The 15,720-nt window shown below is 43.4% G+C and carries 13 protein-coding genes, 16 tRNA genes and 1 rRNA gene; 24 read left to right on the forward strand and 6 right to left on the reverse strand.

Going from position 1 to position 15,720, the window contains the following annotated elements; genetic code table 11:
* Window positions 1-262 precede the first annotated feature (262 nt).
* The 17 genes from rrf (at window position 263) to NRI27_RS07015 (ending at window position 2,058) form a co-directional block, all read left to right on the forward strand.
* Window positions 263-378 (forward strand): 5S ribosomal RNA (rrf, locus tag NRI27_RS06935).
* Window positions 379-433: 55 nt separating this feature from the next.
* Window positions 434-508: transfer RNA gene (locus NRI27_RS06940), tRNA-Asn, on the forward strand.
* A gap of 3 nt (window positions 509-511) precedes the next feature.
* Window positions 512-603: transfer RNA gene (locus NRI27_RS06945), tRNA-Ser, on the forward strand.
* Between the two features lie 20 nt (window positions 604-623).
* Window positions 624-698 (forward strand) — tRNA-Glu (locus NRI27_RS06950).
* A gap of 107 nt (window positions 699-805) precedes the next feature.
* Window positions 806-881 (forward strand) — tRNA-Val (locus tag NRI27_RS06955).
* 108 nt (window positions 882-989) lie between these two features.
* A tRNA-Met gene (locus tag NRI27_RS06960) sits at window positions 990-1,064 on the forward strand.
* 3 nt (window positions 1,065-1,067) lie between these two features.
* Window positions 1,068-1,143 (forward strand) — tRNA-Asp (locus tag NRI27_RS06965).
* Between the two features lie 5 nt (window positions 1,144-1,148).
* Window positions 1,149-1,224, forward strand: a tRNA-Phe gene (locus tag NRI27_RS06970).
* 15 nt (window positions 1,225-1,239) lie between these two features.
* A tRNA-Thr gene (locus NRI27_RS06975) sits at window positions 1,240-1,315 on the forward strand.
* A gap of 10 nt (window positions 1,316-1,325) precedes the next feature.
* Window positions 1,326-1,410: transfer RNA gene (locus NRI27_RS06980), tRNA-Tyr, on the forward strand.
* Between the two features lie 6 nt (window positions 1,411-1,416).
* A tRNA-Trp gene (locus NRI27_RS06985) sits at window positions 1,417-1,490 on the forward strand.
* A 23-nt stretch (window positions 1,491-1,513) separates the two neighbouring features.
* Window positions 1,514-1,589, forward strand: a tRNA-His gene (locus NRI27_RS06990).
* A gap of 39 nt (window positions 1,590-1,628) precedes the next feature.
* Window positions 1,629-1,704: transfer RNA gene (locus NRI27_RS06995), tRNA-His, on the forward strand.
* Between the two features lie 9 nt (window positions 1,705-1,713).
* Window positions 1,714-1,785: transfer RNA gene (locus NRI27_RS07000), tRNA-Gln, on the forward strand.
* A gap of 4 nt (window positions 1,786-1,789) precedes the next feature.
* Window positions 1,790-1,864 (forward strand) — tRNA-Gly (locus tag NRI27_RS07005).
* A 10-nt stretch (window positions 1,865-1,874) separates the two neighbouring features.
* Window positions 1,875-1,948, forward strand: a tRNA-Cys gene (locus tag NRI27_RS07010).
* 29 nt (window positions 1,949-1,977) lie between these two features.
* Window positions 1,978-2,058: transfer RNA gene (locus NRI27_RS07015), tRNA-Leu, on the forward strand.
* Between the two features lie 132 nt (window positions 2,059-2,190).
* Here the strand turns inward: NRI27_RS07015 and NRI27_RS07020 are convergent.
* The gene (locus NRI27_RS07020) at window positions 2,191-2,895 is read right to left on the reverse strand and encodes a B3/B4 domain-containing protein (RefSeq protein ID WP_371390073.1); all 705 of its coding nucleotides are present in this window, start codon (window positions 2,893-2,895) and stop codon (window positions 2,191-2,193) included.
* Window positions 2,896-2,950: 55 nt separating this feature from the next.
* Between NRI27_RS07020 and queG the strand changes: the two genes are divergently transcribed.
* The 3 genes from queG to NRI27_RS07035 all read left to right on the forward strand — a co-directional run bounded on the left by queG (window position 2,951) and on the right by NRI27_RS07035 (window position 5,716).
* Window positions 2,951-4,090, forward strand: coding sequence for a tRNA epoxyqueuosine(34) reductase QueG (queG, locus tag NRI27_RS07025; RefSeq protein WP_371390074.1), 1,140 nt, complete (start codon window positions 2,951-2,953; stop codon window positions 4,088-4,090).
* Between the two features lies 1 nt (window position 4,091).
* Window positions 4,092-4,565, forward strand: a complete 474-nt coding sequence (trmL, locus tag NRI27_RS07030) for a tRNA (uridine(34)/cytosine(34)/5-carboxymethylaminomethyluridine(34)-2'-O)-methyltransferase TrmL (protein ID WP_317946340.1) — start codon at window positions 4,092-4,094, stop codon at window positions 4,563-4,565.
* Window positions 4,566-4,885: 320 nt separating this feature from the next.
* Window positions 4,886-5,716, forward strand: coding sequence for an aldo/keto reductase (locus tag NRI27_RS07035; protein WP_371390075.1), 831 nt, complete (start codon window positions 4,886-4,888; stop codon window positions 5,714-5,716).
* 52 nt (window positions 5,717-5,768) lie between these two features.
* Here the strand turns inward: NRI27_RS07035 and NRI27_RS07040 are convergent, their stop codons facing one another.
* The 3 genes from NRI27_RS07040 to NRI27_RS07050 are packed head-to-tail and all read right to left on the reverse strand — an operon-like array spanning window position 5,769 to window position 7,519.
* Window positions 5,769-6,605 carry an RluA family pseudouridine synthase gene (locus NRI27_RS07040; protein ID WP_371390076.1) on the reverse strand — a complete coding sequence of 279 codons (837 nt, stop codon included), beginning with the start codon at window positions 6,603-6,605 and terminating at the stop codon, window positions 5,769-5,771.
* 7 nt (window positions 6,606-6,612) lie between these two features.
* Window positions 6,613-7,092, reverse strand: a complete 480-nt coding sequence (locus NRI27_RS07045) for a thioredoxin family protein (protein WP_371390077.1) — start codon at window positions 7,090-7,092, stop codon at window positions 6,613-6,615.
* A gap of 1 nt (window position 7,093) precedes the next feature.
* Window positions 7,094-7,519, reverse strand: coding sequence for a disulfide oxidoreductase (locus NRI27_RS07050; protein WP_371390078.1), 426 nt, complete (start codon window positions 7,517-7,519; stop codon window positions 7,094-7,096).
* A gap of 126 nt (window positions 7,520-7,645) precedes the next feature.
* Between NRI27_RS07050 and NRI27_RS07055 the strand changes: the two genes are divergently transcribed.
* Window positions 7,646-9,193: a GNAT family N-acetyltransferase gene (locus NRI27_RS07055; protein ID WP_371390079.1), complete on the forward strand. Its 1,548-nt coding sequence runs from the start codon at window positions 7,646-7,648 to the stop codon at window positions 9,191-9,193.
* A gap of 166 nt (window positions 9,194-9,359) precedes the next feature.
* Here the strand turns inward: NRI27_RS07055 and NRI27_RS07060 are convergent, their stop codons facing one another.
* Together NRI27_RS07060 and NRI27_RS07065 are read right to left on the reverse strand one after the other, a co-directional pair.
* On the reverse strand, window positions 9,360-10,682 hold the full coding sequence (locus tag NRI27_RS07060) for a hemolysin family protein (RefSeq protein ID WP_371390080.1): 1,323 nt from the start codon (window positions 10,680-10,682) through the stop codon (window positions 9,360-9,362).
* A 295-nt stretch (window positions 10,683-10,977) separates the two neighbouring features.
* Window positions 10,978-11,130: a hypothetical protein gene (locus tag NRI27_RS07065; protein WP_371390081.1), complete on the reverse strand. Its 153-nt coding sequence runs from the start codon at window positions 11,128-11,130 to the stop codon at window positions 10,978-10,980.
* Window positions 11,131-11,591: 461 nt separating this feature from the next.
* On the opposite strand from NRI27_RS07065, the gene NRI27_RS07070 reads away from it, so the two are divergent.
* From NRI27_RS07070 to NRI27_RS07080, 3 genes are all read left to right on the forward strand, one after another.
* On the forward strand, window positions 11,592-13,331 hold the full coding sequence (locus NRI27_RS07070; RefSeq protein ID WP_371390083.1) for an ABC transporter ATP-binding protein: 1,740 nt from the start codon (window positions 11,592-11,594) through the stop codon (window positions 13,329-13,331).
* Complete coding sequence (locus NRI27_RS07075; RefSeq protein WP_371390084.1) at window positions 13,331-15,082, forward strand: ABC transporter ATP-binding protein; 1,752 nt, start codon at window positions 13,331-13,333, stop codon at window positions 15,080-15,082. Before NRI27_RS07070 ends, NRI27_RS07075 begins: the two co-directional genes overlap by 1 nt.
* A gap of 134 nt (window positions 15,083-15,216) precedes the next feature.
* Window positions 15,217-15,558 (forward strand): hypothetical protein, encoded by a 342-nt coding sequence (locus NRI27_RS07080; protein WP_371390085.1) that lies wholly within the window; start codon window positions 15,217-15,219, stop codon window positions 15,556-15,558.
* Window positions 15,559-15,720 lie beyond the last annotated feature (162 nt).

Here is a 15,720-nt window from a genome sequence, read left to right on the forward strand (position 1 = left end):
AGAAAAGCGGAGACGACCGCATAGGCGCGACAAGCATAAGACGGCCTGCAAGGAGTGGCATAGCCACGGGAGCAGGATGGCTTATGACCTCGAGCGACTGGGAGTCGAAGCTGGACAATGTTAATTTAGTATAGTTGAACTTGTGTTTAGCAACAATGTTGGTTTTATCCGGTTTTGAGCGAATAAAAATAAATTATTTTTAAAAAAACGCTTGCAATATTGACCAGATTTGATATAATAAATCTTGTCCTGTGAAAAACAGTCTAGTGACGATAGCGAAGAGGTCACACCCGTTCCCATACCGAACACGGAAGTTAAGTTCTTCAGCGCCGATGGTAGTAGGGGGCTTCCCCCTGTGAGAGTAGGACGTCGCTGGGCAGTCATTTACAAGATGACTGAATGTAACAACCGTAAATTAGTTGTTACTGATTATTCCGCAGTAGCTCAGTGGTAGAGCAATCGGCTGTTAACCGATCGGTCGTAGGTTCGAGTCCTACCTGCGGAGCCAATTGGAGAGCTGTCCGAGTGGCCGAAGGAGCACGATTGGAAATCGTGTAGACGGTTAACGCTGTCTCAAGGGTTCAAATCCCTTGCTCTCCGCCAGTTTACTTTACTTATTATATGGCCCCTTGGTCAAGCGGTTAAGACACCGCCCTTTCACGGCGGTAACACGGGTTCGAATCCCGTAGGGGTCACCATTTACTACTTTGCATTACAAAGCAAAAGAAGAAACGTACAACAGTACGTGACCGAGTGAGTGAAAGAAGCTGACAAAGAGATGCGCAGCTTATCACGCTTTAAACTTGGAGGATTAGCTCAGCTGGGAGAGCACCTGCCTTACAAGCAGGGGGTCGGCGGTTCGAACCCGTCATCCTCCACCATTAACTTAAACGCAACATGTGATTTGTATAATTTCCAAAAGGAAATTATAACAACATCTTAAGAAACACTGAAAGCGTAGGATTTGAATTCCCTACAACTATTATTATCGCGGGGTGGAGCAGTGGTAGCTCGTCGGGCTCATAACCCGAAGGTCACAGGTTCAAATCCTGTCCCCGCAACCAAATGGTCCCGTGGTGTAGCGGTTAACATGCCTGCCTGTCACGCAGGAGATCGCCGGTTCGATCCCGGTCGGGACCGCCATATGTGGCTCAGTAGCTCAGTCGGTAGAGCAAAGGACTGAAAATCCTTGTGTCGGCGGTTCGATTCCGTCCTGAGCCACCATTTTTATATAGTGATGCCGGTGTAGCTCAGTTGGTAGAGCAACTGACTTGTAATCAGTAGGTCGTGGGTTCGACTCCTATCGCCGGCACCATTTTTCCCTTGGTGGGGTAGCGAAGTGGCTAAACGCGGCGGACTGTAAATCCGCTCCCTCCGGGTTCGGCGGTTCGAATCCGTCCCCCACCACCATTATACAGGGGCATAGTTTAACGGTAGAATAGAGGTCTCCAAAACCTTTGGTGTGGGTTCGATTCCTACTGCCCCTGCCATTACTGTTTAATTCAATATGATGGCGGTCGTGGCGAAGTGGTTAACGCATCGGATTGTGGTTCCGACATTCGGGGGTTCGATTCCCCTCGTCCGCCCCATTCACAGCAATTATCCAAAATGAATATAGTTCTATTATGGCGGTCGTGGCGAAGTGGTTAACGCATCGGATTGTGGTTCCGACATTCGGGGGTTCGATTCCCCTCGTCCGCCCCATTTACTTTTTGGGGTATAGCCAAGCGGTAAGGCAACGGACTTTGACTCCGTCATTCGTTGGTTCGAATCCAGCTACCCCAGTTTCGCGGAAGTAGTTCAGTGGTAGAATACGACCTTGCCAAGGTCGGGGTCGCGGGTTCGAATCCCGTCTTCCGCTCCACTTTTCATACGGCGGCATAGCCAAGCGGTAAGGCACGGGTCTGCAACACCCTTACCACCGGTTCGATTCCGGTTGCCGCCTCCAGTTTTATGAACGCTGTGTATATTGAATATGCCCGAGTGGTGGAATGGCAGACACGTCGCACTCAAAATGCGATGCCGCGAGGCGTGCCGGTTCAAGTCCGGCCTCGGGTATCCACACTTACGAGATACAACCCAGGTTGTATCTTTTTTTATTGGAACCATCCTGAAAAACGCTTCTCTCTGTCTTTATGAAGAGGAAGCGTTTTATGCTAGGGGCCTATCTAAGTTTAGTTCATAATGAACTTAAGCCTGATCATTCTCTAATGCAATAGAAGTTTGACCTGCATGCAGCACAAAAGACTCAGCTTCTCCGCCACTCATGCTCGTAAACATCTTGCCGCTCGCTTGAAGAAGTTGAAGGGCTTCTGTTGTGTCCATAGATGGCCGTATAAAGAAAATCTGTATCGCTTCAGTCGTTTCTGCTGTCACTGCTGTTCTGACAGAGTCCACATAAGGACTACCAAAAGGACTGTAATCGTCTTTCAGTAAGAGAAGACGATTTAATGAATTGGGACGACCGTTTAAGCCATCATAGCTGTCGTCTTCATTACCTTGTGTCAGTTGAATATCACCTACAATTTTCGCCAAATCATAAATGCCGATCGGTATATCATATTGAAGCGAGAAGAATGTATTTAAATCGACAGCGGTATGCACTGATTGAAGAAACTCTTGTTTCTTTATTCTTCTAAAAAGGGATTCTACTGAAGGACGATAGCGGTTTGGATCCGCGCCAAGAGCTTTCCAAACCGCTCGCCATTCTTGTATGTTTGCAAACTCAGTTAATGGTTTAGTGTCCAGCTCGAAATAAAGCTGTTCTTGAAATAATTGGAGCCTACCTTTTAACATTTGAGGAGATTCTGATACGGTAATTTTGGTATAATGGTTAATGCCGATTTTTACATGTGGTAGGATGGTTAAGAGTTCTTTGTCTATTTGAATGTTCAAGCCGATCACCCTTGTTATCTTTTTGTCAATCATATCATAAAGGAGGCGAAACGTTGTGAAGGTCGCTCAGCTTCAACAATCGATAAGAGAGTATGCACATGCAATCGGAATTGATAAAATTGGCTTTACGACGGCAGCCCCTTTTCTCGAATTGAAGAACCGATTAAAAAGACAACAGGAATTGGGGTATCAATCCGGTTTTGAAGAAAGTGATGTTGAAAAACGGACGGAACCGACGTTATTGCTCGATCAGGCTGAGAGTATCATCGCTATAGCAGTAGCTTATCCATCAAAAATGGATGCTTCTCCGAAAGGAAAGAAAGGAGAGCGTCGTGGAATTTTTTGTAGAGCTTCATGGGGGATGGATTATCATGTAGTGCTCCGTGAGAAGCTACAATTGTTGGAAACGTTTATTGCTACACAAGTACCCGACGCCAAGATGCGTTCTATGGTCGATACGGGTGAATTGGTGGACCGTGCGGTAGCGGAACGAGCAGGAATTGGCTGGTCTGCGAAAAACTGCTCCATTATTACGCCGGAATTCGGCTCATACGTCTATTTAGGTGAGATGATTACAAACATTCCATTTGCCCCGGATTCCCCAATGGAAGATGAATGCAAAGATTGTACGCTTTGCTTGGATGCCTGTCCGACGGGAGCACTCATTCAAGGAGGGCAATTGAATGCACAACGTTGCATTGCATTTTTGACTCAATCCAAAAAGCCGATTCCCGAAGAGTTCCGTGCGAAAATTGGAAACCGTATTTACGGTTGTGATACGTGCCAGACAGTTTGTCCGAAAAATAAAGGGAAATACAATTTGCATCAGGAAGCATTTGCGCCAGAACCTCAGTTGACCAAGCCGCTATTAACACCGATGTTAAAATTGACGAATCGTCAATTTAAAGAGTCCTTCGGTCATATGTCTGGTTCGTGGCGAGGGAAAAATCCGATACAACGGAATGCAATCCTTGCGCTTGCCCATTTTAAGGAAGAAGCATCAGTTCCTTTATTAGCGGAGCTTCTTGTAAGTGATCCTCGCCCTCTTATTCGAGGAACGACTGCTTGGGCGTTAGGAGAGATTGCTACTGCAGAAGCGATTGAGGCAGTCCAACAAGCATTGCAAACCGAAGAGGATACTAATGTACGTATAGAGTTGAATAATGTACTTGAATTTGAACAAAGGAAGTGCTGAAATGGCGATACATGTCGCGCTATTTGAACCGCTCATACCAGCGAATACAGGAAATATTGCACGAACATGTGCAGGAACAGGAACGAAGCTTCATTTAATTGAGCCGCTTGGCTTCTCAACCGACGATAAAATGTTGAAACGGGCAGGGCTCGATTACTGGGAGCATGTTGAGATTACGTATCATGCAGGCATCCAACAACTATTTGATGCTTTTCCGGAAGGGGAGTTTTACTTCATTACAAAGTTTGGTGAAAAGACGTATTCGAACTTTGATTTTACCTCTCCAACAAAAGATATTTTCTTCGTTTTCGGGAAAGAAACGACTGGGTTGCCTCCGGAAATCATTGAGCAAAATAAAGAGACATGCCTCCGGATACCGATGAATGAACACATTCGTTCGTTGAACTTATCAAATACAGCTGCCATCCTTATTTATGAGGCGTTACGACAACAATCATTTTTGGATTTACAATAAAAAACGGGACAGCCTTATGTAAGGCGTCCCGTTTTTTAGTACTTATTTCTTTACTTTACCAGGCTTGTCTTCGTACCCACCTGTAAAGATTGCAGATAGGAACGCGAAGCATACGGCCATGATTAGAATTAGGTTCATGAAATGTACCTCCTGTAAAAAAATCATTAGTCCTTTGTATAGTATACCCTAAAGTAACTGGAAAAGAAATGACCGCGATATGAAATTGTGACAATCTCCTTAACAATCAAATCGATTGTTCGCAATATCGTTTTTTTATCGTTACAATTAAGGAAATTAGTGGCGAAGGAGTGTGACATGCAATGAGCTATTTTGCCGGCAACATTATATTGAATAATGGGATCGCCATGCCGCAACTCGGTCTTGGTGTCTATAAGATGACAAATGCTGAAGAAACAGTTAAAGCGATTCAGACAGCTTTGCAATATGGCTATCGGGCAATTGATACTGCTTCCATTTATGAGAACGAAGTGGAAACTGGTGAAGCGATTCGTCTATCAGGCATCCCTCGAGAAGAGTTATTCATTACCTCAAAAGTTTGGAATGCGGAGCAAGGATATGACGAGACTTTACGTGCTTTTGAACAATCGCTTAAGAGAATAGGCGTAGACTACTTGGATCTCTATTTGACGCATTGGCCGGTCGCTGATAAGTATGTAGATACGTACCGTGCGATTGAACGCTTATATGAAGAAAAGCTTATCCGTGCAACAGGAGTGTCCAATCATCATATTCATCATTTAGAGCGTGTGTTTGAAGTGGCGAATGTGAAACCGATGGTCAATCAAATTGAGTTGCACCCGAAGCTTACACAAGAACCGTTACGTCGCTTCTGTGAAGAGCATGACATTGCAGTGACGTCATGGTCGCCGTTGGCAAGAGGACAGCTTCTCGATGATCCTGTGCTTACCCAAATAGGCTTGTCGTACGGAAAAACACCGGCACAAGTCATTATCCGTTGGCATTTGCAACATGGATTGGTCGTCATTCCGAAGTCTGTTACGCCTGAGAGAATCCGCTTGAACATTGACGTTGGTGATTTTCAATTGACGAAAGCGGATATGATGAAGATTGACGCGCTTAATCGAGATGAACGGACGGGCACGAATCCAGATACGTATGATAATGAATAGATGTTAAAGAAAAGGACAACATCCCGAGAGGTAAGATTGTTGTCCTTTTTCACTATTCTATTGTTATGGACTCGCTTGTGAAGGGGTGTACAAAGGAAACTTGTTTAGCGGTTAAACGATATTGGCTGTCAGGTGTTTCGCTCGCCCCGTACAATGTATCCCCGACAACCGGATGGCCGATATGGGCAAAATGGACGCGAATCTGATGCGTGCGACCGGTCTCAAGCGTTGCTTCCACTTTTGTCGACTGCTCCAAACGTTCAAGCACTTTGAAGCGTGTAATTGCATCTTGGCCATTTGGAGAGACTCTGCGTCGAGTTGGGTGATGGCGATCGCGGCCGATTGGATACTGAAGCGTGCCTTTGACGCGATTCAACCGACCTTCGACTTCTGCTTCATACATCCGTGTAATTTTACGCTCTTCAATCATTCGATCGAATAGAGCCTTGGCAATCGGGTGTTTGGCTACAAGCACGATACCTGCTGTTCCTTTGTCCAAACGGTGTATATGCTCTGCGTAATATCCATCGTTTTGACTGACGTGGTCCATGATTGCGTTCATGAATGTGCCACCGGTATCAGCTTTGTCAGGATGGACGGCGATGCCTGCTGGCTTATAGGCAGCAAGTAGGTGCTCGTCTTCAAAGAGAATTTTAACAGTGTCTATTTTCTCTTTCGTATATGTCGATTGTGCATCACTGAAGTGGATGACGAGCTTCGTACCCGCTTCAAGCGGGAGACGCCAGTCCAAAGGCTCCCCGGAAAGATCCGTCACAGCTTTTTCCATCCGTAGCTGGTGTACGGTCTTTTTACCTGCTTGCCATTGATTGCGTAGCAAGTCTTCAATTGTCGTCTGGTCCTGCTGGATTGTGAATTGGATGTTTAACATGTTTTCCTCATTTTTCTTCATCGTAGGCGTCAAAGAACGCTTGGATGTCTTGTTCTGGATTTTTAGGGAGACCGACTGAGCGGGCAACTTCTTTCCCATCTTTGTAATGGATCAACGCTGGCCAAGATGTAATGCCATATGGCTGCGCTTCATTTTTGAACTCTAGCATATTGTATTGATAAACGTGAATGTCATTTTTTTCTGCAATTGGCATCAGAATAGGTGTCATCTCCATACAATATGGGCATTCAGGTGAGAAGAAGTAGGCAGTGACAGACTCACCAGACTTGACTTTTTCATATAATTCGTCTGGTAGGACAATGTTGCTGTAATTTTCATTACCGAGCAAGCCGATTGTCGATTGCTCCAAGTCTTCTTTGCCGTATGGATTGTCTTTCAGCTTTGTTTCATTCGATTGGTTGTTCAAAAAGATGATCAGACCGAAAATCACGACAATAATTCCACCGATGATTAGTAGTTTTTTCAATTTACTTAGACTCCTTTTGCCATTTCATTAAAAATAGGCTTGTGATAAAAATCAGTACGAATGCCACGAGTGCCATGAACGGAATGGTGATAAACCCCAAGTAGTTCACGTATTGGCCTGTACAAGGTACATCTCCACAGGCAGGTGCATTAGCTTGTAGAAAGCTCAGTTTCTGTAAGCAGTAATGGTAGAGAGAAATCGATCCACCGACGAGAGCGAATACCGCGGTCGTCAACGCGATCTTGGCATTTTTCTCAAACAACCCGATTGCAGAAATCAGGACAAGTGGGTACATCAGGATTCGCTGATACCAACAAAACGTACACGGCGTAAAACCACGAACTTCAGAAAAGTACAAGGAGCCGAGCGTAGCGATGAGGGCTATTGTAAAAATAAAAATTAGACCGTTTTCCAACCGTTTATCCATCGTGTCAACTCCAGTTCTACAGACTACCTTTGATTATAAAGTGTGGAATGAAACATGTAAAATAATCGGTACGACAGGATTCGAACGCTAGGTTGGTGGGTAACTATAAAAGAAGAGGTGAAAAATGTGAGTGAAGAATTTAATGATGTCTCCCCGTTTGAGATGAGTATGGTCGTCCGTCAATTGGAACGGTCAGATATTGCCAAAATCCTGGCGATGCAAAAAGTCTGTTTTCCCGGCATGGAGCCTTGGGAGGAAAGTCAATTACTTAGTCATCTGGCGATCTTTCCAGAGGGACAATTTGTGGCGGAACTGGATGGGGAGATTATCGGGTCTTGTTCAAGCCTAATCGTCAATTTTGACGAATACGATGACCGCCATACGTGGGATGATATTTCTGCGGAAGGCTATATTACGAACCACAATCCTGAGGGGTATAATTTGTACGGCATCGAAGTGATGGTGCATCCGGATTATCGGAGAATGAAAGTAGGACAACGCTTGTACGATGCCCGGAAAGAATTAGCTCAACGTTTGAACTTGAAATCTATTATTATTGGTGGGCGTATTCCAAACTATCATCGGTTTGCGCATGAAATGACGGCAAGGGAGTATGTGTCCGCGGTTTCCCGACATAAGATTTATGACCCTGTCTTGACGTTCCAAATTATGAATGACTTTACACTCATGCGGGTGAACCCCAATTATTTGCCTGATGATAAAGCATCAAAGAAATATGCAACGTTAATGGAATGGAACAATGTTGATTACAAAGCAACGACGAAACGCCATTACAAAACAAGTTATCCTGTACGGATTTGTGTAGTTCAATATTTGATGCGGAAAATTTCTTCGTTCGATGATTTGGCCCATCAATGCGAGTACTTTGTCGATGTAGCGTCTGATGCAAATTCGGATTTTGTTGTGTTCCCGGAAATTTTCACGACTCAACTTATGTCCTTTTTGGATGAACCCTCTCCAAGTCGAGCTGTGCGCAAAATGACGGAATATACGCCTCAATACATTGAACTGTTTACGAATTTAGCTGTTCGTTACAATGTGAACATTATCGGCGGTTCGCATTTTGTAGAGGAAGACGATGAAGAGATTTATAACATTGCGTATTTATTCAGACGGGATGGGTCAATTGAAAAGCAATATAAGATTCATATTACGCCAAATGAACGAAAATGGTGGGGGATTAGTGCGGGTGATTCGGTCAGGGTATTTGATACGGATTGCGGGAAGATTGCGATTCAGGTCTGTTACGATATCGAGTTTCCTGAACTTGCACGAATTGCGACGGATAAAGGTGCGATGATCATCTTTACTCCGTTTTGTACCGAAGACCGTCAAGGCTATTTGCGTGTGCGTTATTGTGCGCAAGCCCGCGCTGTTGAGAACCAAATCTATACGGTCATTTCAGGTACAGTTGGAAACTTGCCACAAACGGAAAATATGGACATTCAATACGCCCAATCCGCAATTTTTGCGCCTTCTGATTTTGAGTTTGCGCGTGATGGCATTGTAGGAGAGACGAATGCAAACTTGGAAATGGTGTTAATAGGGGACGTGGATTTAGAAATTTTACGTCGCCAACGACAAGATGGCACAGTTAAACAGTTAAAAGATCGTCGTCATGATGTGTACCGAGTGGTGTATAAAAAGGAATAATAATCTAGTCGGAGAGGTATGGAACGAAATCGCCCCATACGAAAAGCAAGCATTGATTGACAATTATTCATCCTAACGCTTGTTAGGGTAGTGCCATGTTTGAGTGAAAGCCTTAAATACGATATAAAAAAGGACTGTCTGAGAAAATCTAGACAGTCCTTTATCATTACGATTCAACCGACAAGTCGGCTGTGTTGTTAATTTCTTCTGTTTCGTGTTTCATCGCTTCCAAGTAAAGGATGTGATGACCTTCGACGTCTTTTACGGTAAATTCATAGCCTTGTTCAATGATTTTCTCACCTGGCACGGCTTCAAAGCGTTCGGACATGAACCATCCGCCAATTGTGTCGATGTCTTCCTCTACAATGTCGATATTTAACACTTCATTGACGTTTTCGATTAACATCTTCGCGTCAAAAATATAATGGTTTTCGTTGATCATTTGTACTTCAGGTACTTCATCTATGTCAAATTCGTCTTGGATTTCTCCAACAATTTCTTCTAAAATATCTTCAATGGTGACGAGTCCAGCAGTTCCACCATATTCATCCATGAGGACTGCCATGTGAATACGTTCACGTTGAATCTTCAGTAGCAGATCTCCGATAGCCATCGTTTCGATGACGCGAATAATCGGCTGCATGTATTCACTAACGGGCTGATCGCCCGTGGAAGGGTCTTTAATGAAAGCTGTTAACAAGTTTTTCATATTGACCAAACCGATGACGTGGTCTTTGTCTCCGTCTGTGACCGGATATCTCGTAAACTGTTCGACACCTAACATTTCAAACATTTCACGCAACGTCGTATCTTTTTCAACGGTAATCATTTCTGTACGTGGCACCATGATTTCTTTTGCGACACGGTCGTCAAATTCGAAGATTTTATTCACAAATTTATATTCTGATTGGTTAATTTCCCCGCCTTTTAAGCTGTCTGAAAGAATGAGACGTAATTCATCTTCAGAGTGGGCGACATCCGATTCTGACACTGTCTTGTATCCGAATAGGCGCGTAATGAGTCGCGCTGATCCATTCATCCCTTTAATGACAGGGTACATGATCATGTAAAATCCGATGAGGGGTTTGGCGAATGCTAGCGTAATGGCTTCCGCCCGTTGAATTGCGATTGTTTTTGGTGCCAATTCACCTACAACAACGTGTAGGAATGTCACGATTGTAAAAGCGACAATGAAAGAAATGAACGTTGCGATATTCGGTGCTAATTCAAAATGGGCGAATATCGGTTTCAAAAGGAGTTTTACTGTCGGTTCTCCTAACATACCAAGACCTAAGGCAGTAATTGTAATCCCTAATTGACAAGCCGATAAATACTCATCTAAATTACTCACTACTTTTTTAGCAGTGACCGCTCTTCGGTTCCCTTCTGCTACAAGCTGATTAATACGCGTTGTTCGTACTTTCACGATTGCAAATTCACTCGCAACAAAAAATGCGGTGAGTGCGATCAAGGCAGCAAATGCTGCCAATCGTATGGCAATTTCCAAATAAGTTTACTTTGTTCCTAACCCGAATGAGGGGTAGAACAAAGTGCACACCTCCTGTAAGGTTAAAATTCGTTAGATGATATAATGATAATTTATTTACAAGAAAAAAACAAATGGTTTTGCATGAATTTTGTATGCTGCATAAAAAAACTGGTGGATGGACAAAGAACGGACAAATTCTCGAGCATAGTGTTTACTGGAACAACATAAAGTAAGATGCCAGCGTGCTGAACGTGGCATCTTACTTAAACAGACATATGGCAGTTCCATTCGTCGATCAGTTGAACATCGGAAAGACATAGTTCAGCAAGAACCAGAGGAAACCGAAGAATATGATGATGTAGGCGGCGTATTTGATGAAGGTTGCGCCTACTAAACTGTTATCGGTTTTTTCTTCGCGTTTCACTTCAATTTGTTTCTTTTCCTCCATTGTAAACATCCCCAGTCCAGTTGAATTTATTGCTTTTTGAATACCCATTCTTTGTGCAATTAAACAATTTGTCTAAATTGTATTGACAGATGGAAAAAGGTAGTGGTACTGTATAATTATTCGAAAAACGAAATAGTGAGGAGGCGTGCAAAATGAAAAAGAATGTATGTGCTACACAATTCAATAATTTTTGCGTGCCGACTGTTCTTACTGCATAAATTCATTTTATGGGAACGGCACGTATTGCCGTTCTTTTATACTGAGCACACGCTTATGTTAAGGGCGTGTGCTTTTTCGTTTTTAATGACATGAAAGGCCGGTGTTTTCACGCTTTGCGTGTAACATATAAAAAATGAGGAAAGGAGTGCTGAACATGAACAACATTATTCAGCAACGGAAACTATACCAACAGGAGTCTCTAGAAAGTGATTAGCTAATGTTCAAGGAAGAAGGTTGAAAGCATGTTTTCTGTTTTATTTAAATTAAAGTGGTTTTTTAAAGAAAATCGTCAACGGTATACGATTGCACTTGTTTTGCTAATGTTCGCAAACATTCTTGTCATTTTACCACCATGGCTAATTGGTAAGGCAATCGATGCAATTCATACACAAACGATGACGGCGAATACATTAGTCCTTTTCATTGGTGCGATGTTTCTCATTATGTTTGTGGCGTACATTGGAAATTTTGTTTGGCAGTATCAATTGTTTGGCGGCGCCTATGTAATTGAACGGCAATTACGGACGCGGTTAATGCGTCATTTTTTGAAGATGACCCCGACGTTTTACGAGAAGAACAAGACGGGAGATTTAATGGCTCGGTCGACAAATGATTTACGGGCCATTTCAGAGACTGCAGGGTTTGGCATTATGACGCTTGTCGATTCGACTGTCTATCTAGGGACACTGATTGTTACGATGGGATTTGTTGTCTCTTGGAAATTAACGTTGGCGGCGATTATTCCGTTGCCGATTTTAGCATTCATTCTCCAAGTACTAGGGAAGAAAATACATGAACGGTATATGACAGCGCAACAGGCGTTCGGGGATTTGAATGATAATGTCCTTGAAGCGGTGGCGGGTGTTCGTGTCGTTCGTGCGTATGTACAAGAACGTGCTTCTGAACAGCGTTTTGCTGAGATGACAGAAGATGTGTACAAGAAAAATATGCACGTCGAGAAGATCGATGCACTGTTTATGCCGTTCTCAAAAGTGTTGACGGCGCTGACATACATGGTTGGTCTAGGGTACGGAGCATTTTTAGTATCGACTGGGGAAATTACACTCGGAAATCTTGTGACGTTTAACGTTTACCTCGGTATGATTGTTTGGCCAATGTTTGCAATCGGTGAGCTAATCAACGTGTTACAGCGCGGGAACGCTTCGTTAGATCGTGTCATGGAGACGTTGAACTATGAAGAGGACGTGAAAGACCCTGAAAATCCGCAAGCAATTGATAAGCCTGAAAGTGTCGGGTTTGCGGATGTTAGCTTCACGTATCCGATGTCCCATGCGGTGAACTTGGATCGCATTGATTTGTCGTTGCAACGTGGGCAGACATTAGGGATTGTCGGCAAAACGGGAAGTGGGAAAACGACTTTCGTGAAGCAATTGTTACGGGAATACCCTGCAGGCGATGGAGACATTGCATTCTCGGATATCTCTCTTCATTCATTGAAGAAAGATCAAGTGCGTGACTGGATTGGTTATGTCCCTCAAGATCATGTCCTGTTCTCACGTTCTGTACGGGACAATATTTTGTTTGGACGTCCTGAAGCAACGGAGGATGATATCGCTGAATCAATTCGCTTGTCACATTTCGAGAAAGACTTGCAAATGCTTCCAGCCGGTCTTGACACACTTGTCGGTGAGAAAGGGGTTGCCCTTTCAGGTGGACAGAAGCAGCGGATTTCCATTGCACGTGCACTCGTGAAAAATCCTGAAATCCTTATTTTGGATGACTCGCTTTCTGCTGTCGATGCAAAGACGGAAGCGAAGATCATCGAGAATATCCAATCGGAACGGTCAGGTAAAACGACAATCATTACAACGCATCGTCTCTCTGCGATTCAACATGCGGATTGGATCATTGTGCTGGATGATGGACGTGTTATTGAAGAAGGACGACATGAAGACTTGCTAGCGAACAACGGATGGTACAAAGAGCAATTCGACCGCCAGCAGATTGGAGGGGTTGAATAATGGGGACAGGAAAACGTCTGTTGGATTATGCATTACAATATAAGAAACTACTTGCGACCGGTTTGGTTTTATTAGCATTTGCGGTCGGGGCGGATTTGATGGGGCCACTCATTGCAAAACGGATTATCGATAATCATATTGCGACTTCAATTGATCAATCCATTAACTTCACACCGATTGCAAAATTACTAGCCGTATTTTTCGGGTTAGCTGTTGTAACGGCAATTTTACGGTATTTCCAATATTTATTGCTCCAAAATGCAGCCAATCGGATTATCCAGAAAATGCGTAACGAATTATACGGGCATATCCAAACATTGCCGATTCGCTACTTTGATAATTTACCGGCTGGAAAAGTCGTCGCGCGGATTACGAACGACACGGAGGCAATCCGTAATTTGTATGTAACGGTCGTATCGCAATTTGCGATTAGTGGAATGTACATGCTCGGAATTTTCATTGCTTTATTCTACTTGGACCCGAAAATGGGCGCTATTATATTGTTCGTCTTACCTGTTTTGTATGTGTGGATGAAGTTATATAGAAGGTTTGCGTCGAAGGTGAATCATATTATCCGTAGTAAAAACAGTGAGATGAATGCGATGATCAATGAGTCAATTAACGGCATGACGATCATTCAGGCATTCCGTCGTGAAAAGCAGATGGACGGCGAATTTAATGCGTTGAACGAAGAGCATTATACGTATCAAAGTAAGTTATTGAAAGTAGAAGCGGCGACGTCCCATAACCTTGTGGACATTATTCGGTCACTCGCTTTCGTATTTCTGATCTGGTACTTCGGTGGGGCGTCACTCACAGCTGAAAGTGTCGTATCCGTAGGTATGCTTTACGCATTCGTCGATTACATTACTCGTTTGTTCAATCCGATTACGGGTGTCGTCAATCAATTTGCGCGGTTGGAGCATTCACTTGTTGCGGCAGAGCGTGTATTCGATTTGATGGATCGACAAGGCGAACCGGTAAGCGATGATAAAATTGTAAGATACCGAGGGAATGTGCGGTTCGAAGATGTTTGGTTTGCGTATAAGGATGAAGAGTATGTATTGAAGGATATTTCATTCGAAGCGAAACAAGGTGAAACGATTGCCCTTGTTGGTCATACGGGATCAGGGAAAAGCTCAATCATGAATTTGTTGTTCCGCTTTTATGACGTGTCCAAAGGGAAAATTACAATTGACGGAATGAACATCGGGGATCTATCTCGTCAGACAATCCGTGATCATATGGGCATCGTCTTGCAAGACCCGTATTTATTCAGCGGAACGGTTGAGTCGAATATTAGTTTAGGAGATGTACGGATTTCACGGGAGAAGGTCCAACAAGCATTGGATGCTGTAGGTGGCGAACGTGTGTTAAAGCATCTGCCAGGCGGTATTGACGAACCGGTTGTTGAGAAGGGGAGTACGCTTTCTTCAGGGCAGCGCCAACTCATTTCATTCGCACGTGCATTGGCATTTGATCCGGCGATATTAATATTAGATGAAGCGACTTCCAACATCGATACCGAGACAGAAGAAATCATTCAGCATGCGATGGATGTGTTGAAAAAAGGGCGGACGACGTTCATCATCGCGCACCGTTTGTCGACGATTAAAAATGCAGACAAAATTCTAGTGTTGGACCGTGGCGAAATTGTGGAACAAGGGAATCACGATGAATTGCTACAGCTAGATGGACAATATGCTCAAATGTATAAACTACAGGCGGGGAATAACTCGAATGTAGGATAAGGTAGAAGCGGCTTGGAGAGTATTCTTTCTGAGCCGTTTTCTTTTGTGAAAATTTACAAGGAATCGTTCTTTCTAAGTGGATATGATAGGATGAATAGTAGGATAATGAATCAGAAATTGGAGGTGATGTACGAATGAACGAGGAAATTGCTTTGTCGATTTTAGCTGAAGTGAAAGGGTTGAAATCAGAGTTAAATGGTGTCAAACAAGAAATGCAAGGATTTAGGACAGAGTTGAACGATGTCATGCTAGAAATTGAAGGTGTGAAAAGAGAACAGCAACTTACAAATGAACGGTTAGTGACGATTGAGGCTAAACAACAGCTCATTTATGAACAAACAGCACACTTAACAGATTTTCGATCGGAGACGCTGGCTCGGATGGAACAGCTTGCGACGAAAGAAGATTTGCGGTTTTTTGATTTGAAAATCGTAGAACATGAACATGCAATTTTTACAATGCAGCATCGTAGCTAAGTAGAGATAGGTGAGGTAAATGAATAGATGATCTGATTGAAGTCACTAAAATCGTAGAGACTTCTTTTTTGTTTCTTGAAATAGTTTGAAAAATGCATTGCATAATAGTTCAGCAACCCGTATATTTAGTGTATCGAAATAGTAGTGTACGGAAAGTTGGAG

It is taken from the genome of Sporosarcina sp. OR05 (assembly GCF_041414805.1).
GTDB classification, from domain to species: domain Bacteria; phylum Bacillota; class Bacilli; order Bacillales_A; family Planococcaceae; genus Sporosarcina; species Sporosarcina saromensis.

Coding starts and splice junctions, on each gene's coding strand:
- trmL (WP_317946340.1), top strand. CDS start 4,092: ATGGCGATACATGTCGCGCTATTTGAACCGCTCATACCAGCGAATACA.
- NRI27_RS07035 (WP_371390075.1), top strand. CDS start 4,886: ATGAGCTATTTTGCCGGCAACATTATATTGAATAATGGGATCGCCATG.
- NRI27_RS07040 (WP_371390076.1), bottom strand. CDS start 6,605: ATGTTAAACATCCAATTCACAATCCAGCAGGACCAGACGACAATTGAA.
- NRI27_RS07050 (WP_371390078.1), bottom strand. CDS start 7,519: ATGGATAAACGGTTGGAAAACGGTCTAATTTTTATTTTTACAATAGCC.
- NRI27_RS07065 (WP_371390081.1), bottom strand. CDS start 11,130: ATGGAGGAAAAGAAACAAATTGAAGTGAAACGCGAAGAAAAAACCGAT.
- NRI27_RS07070 (WP_371390083.1), top strand. CDS start 11,592: ATGTTTTCTGTTTTATTTAAATTAAAGTGGTTTTTTAAAGAAAATCGT.
- NRI27_RS07075 (WP_371390084.1), top strand. CDS start 13,331: ATGGGGACAGGAAAACGTCTGTTGGATTATGCATTACAATATAAGAAA.
- NRI27_RS07080 (WP_371390085.1), top strand. CDS start 15,217: ATGAACGAGGAAATTGCTTTGTCGATTTTAGCTGAAGTGAAAGGGTTG.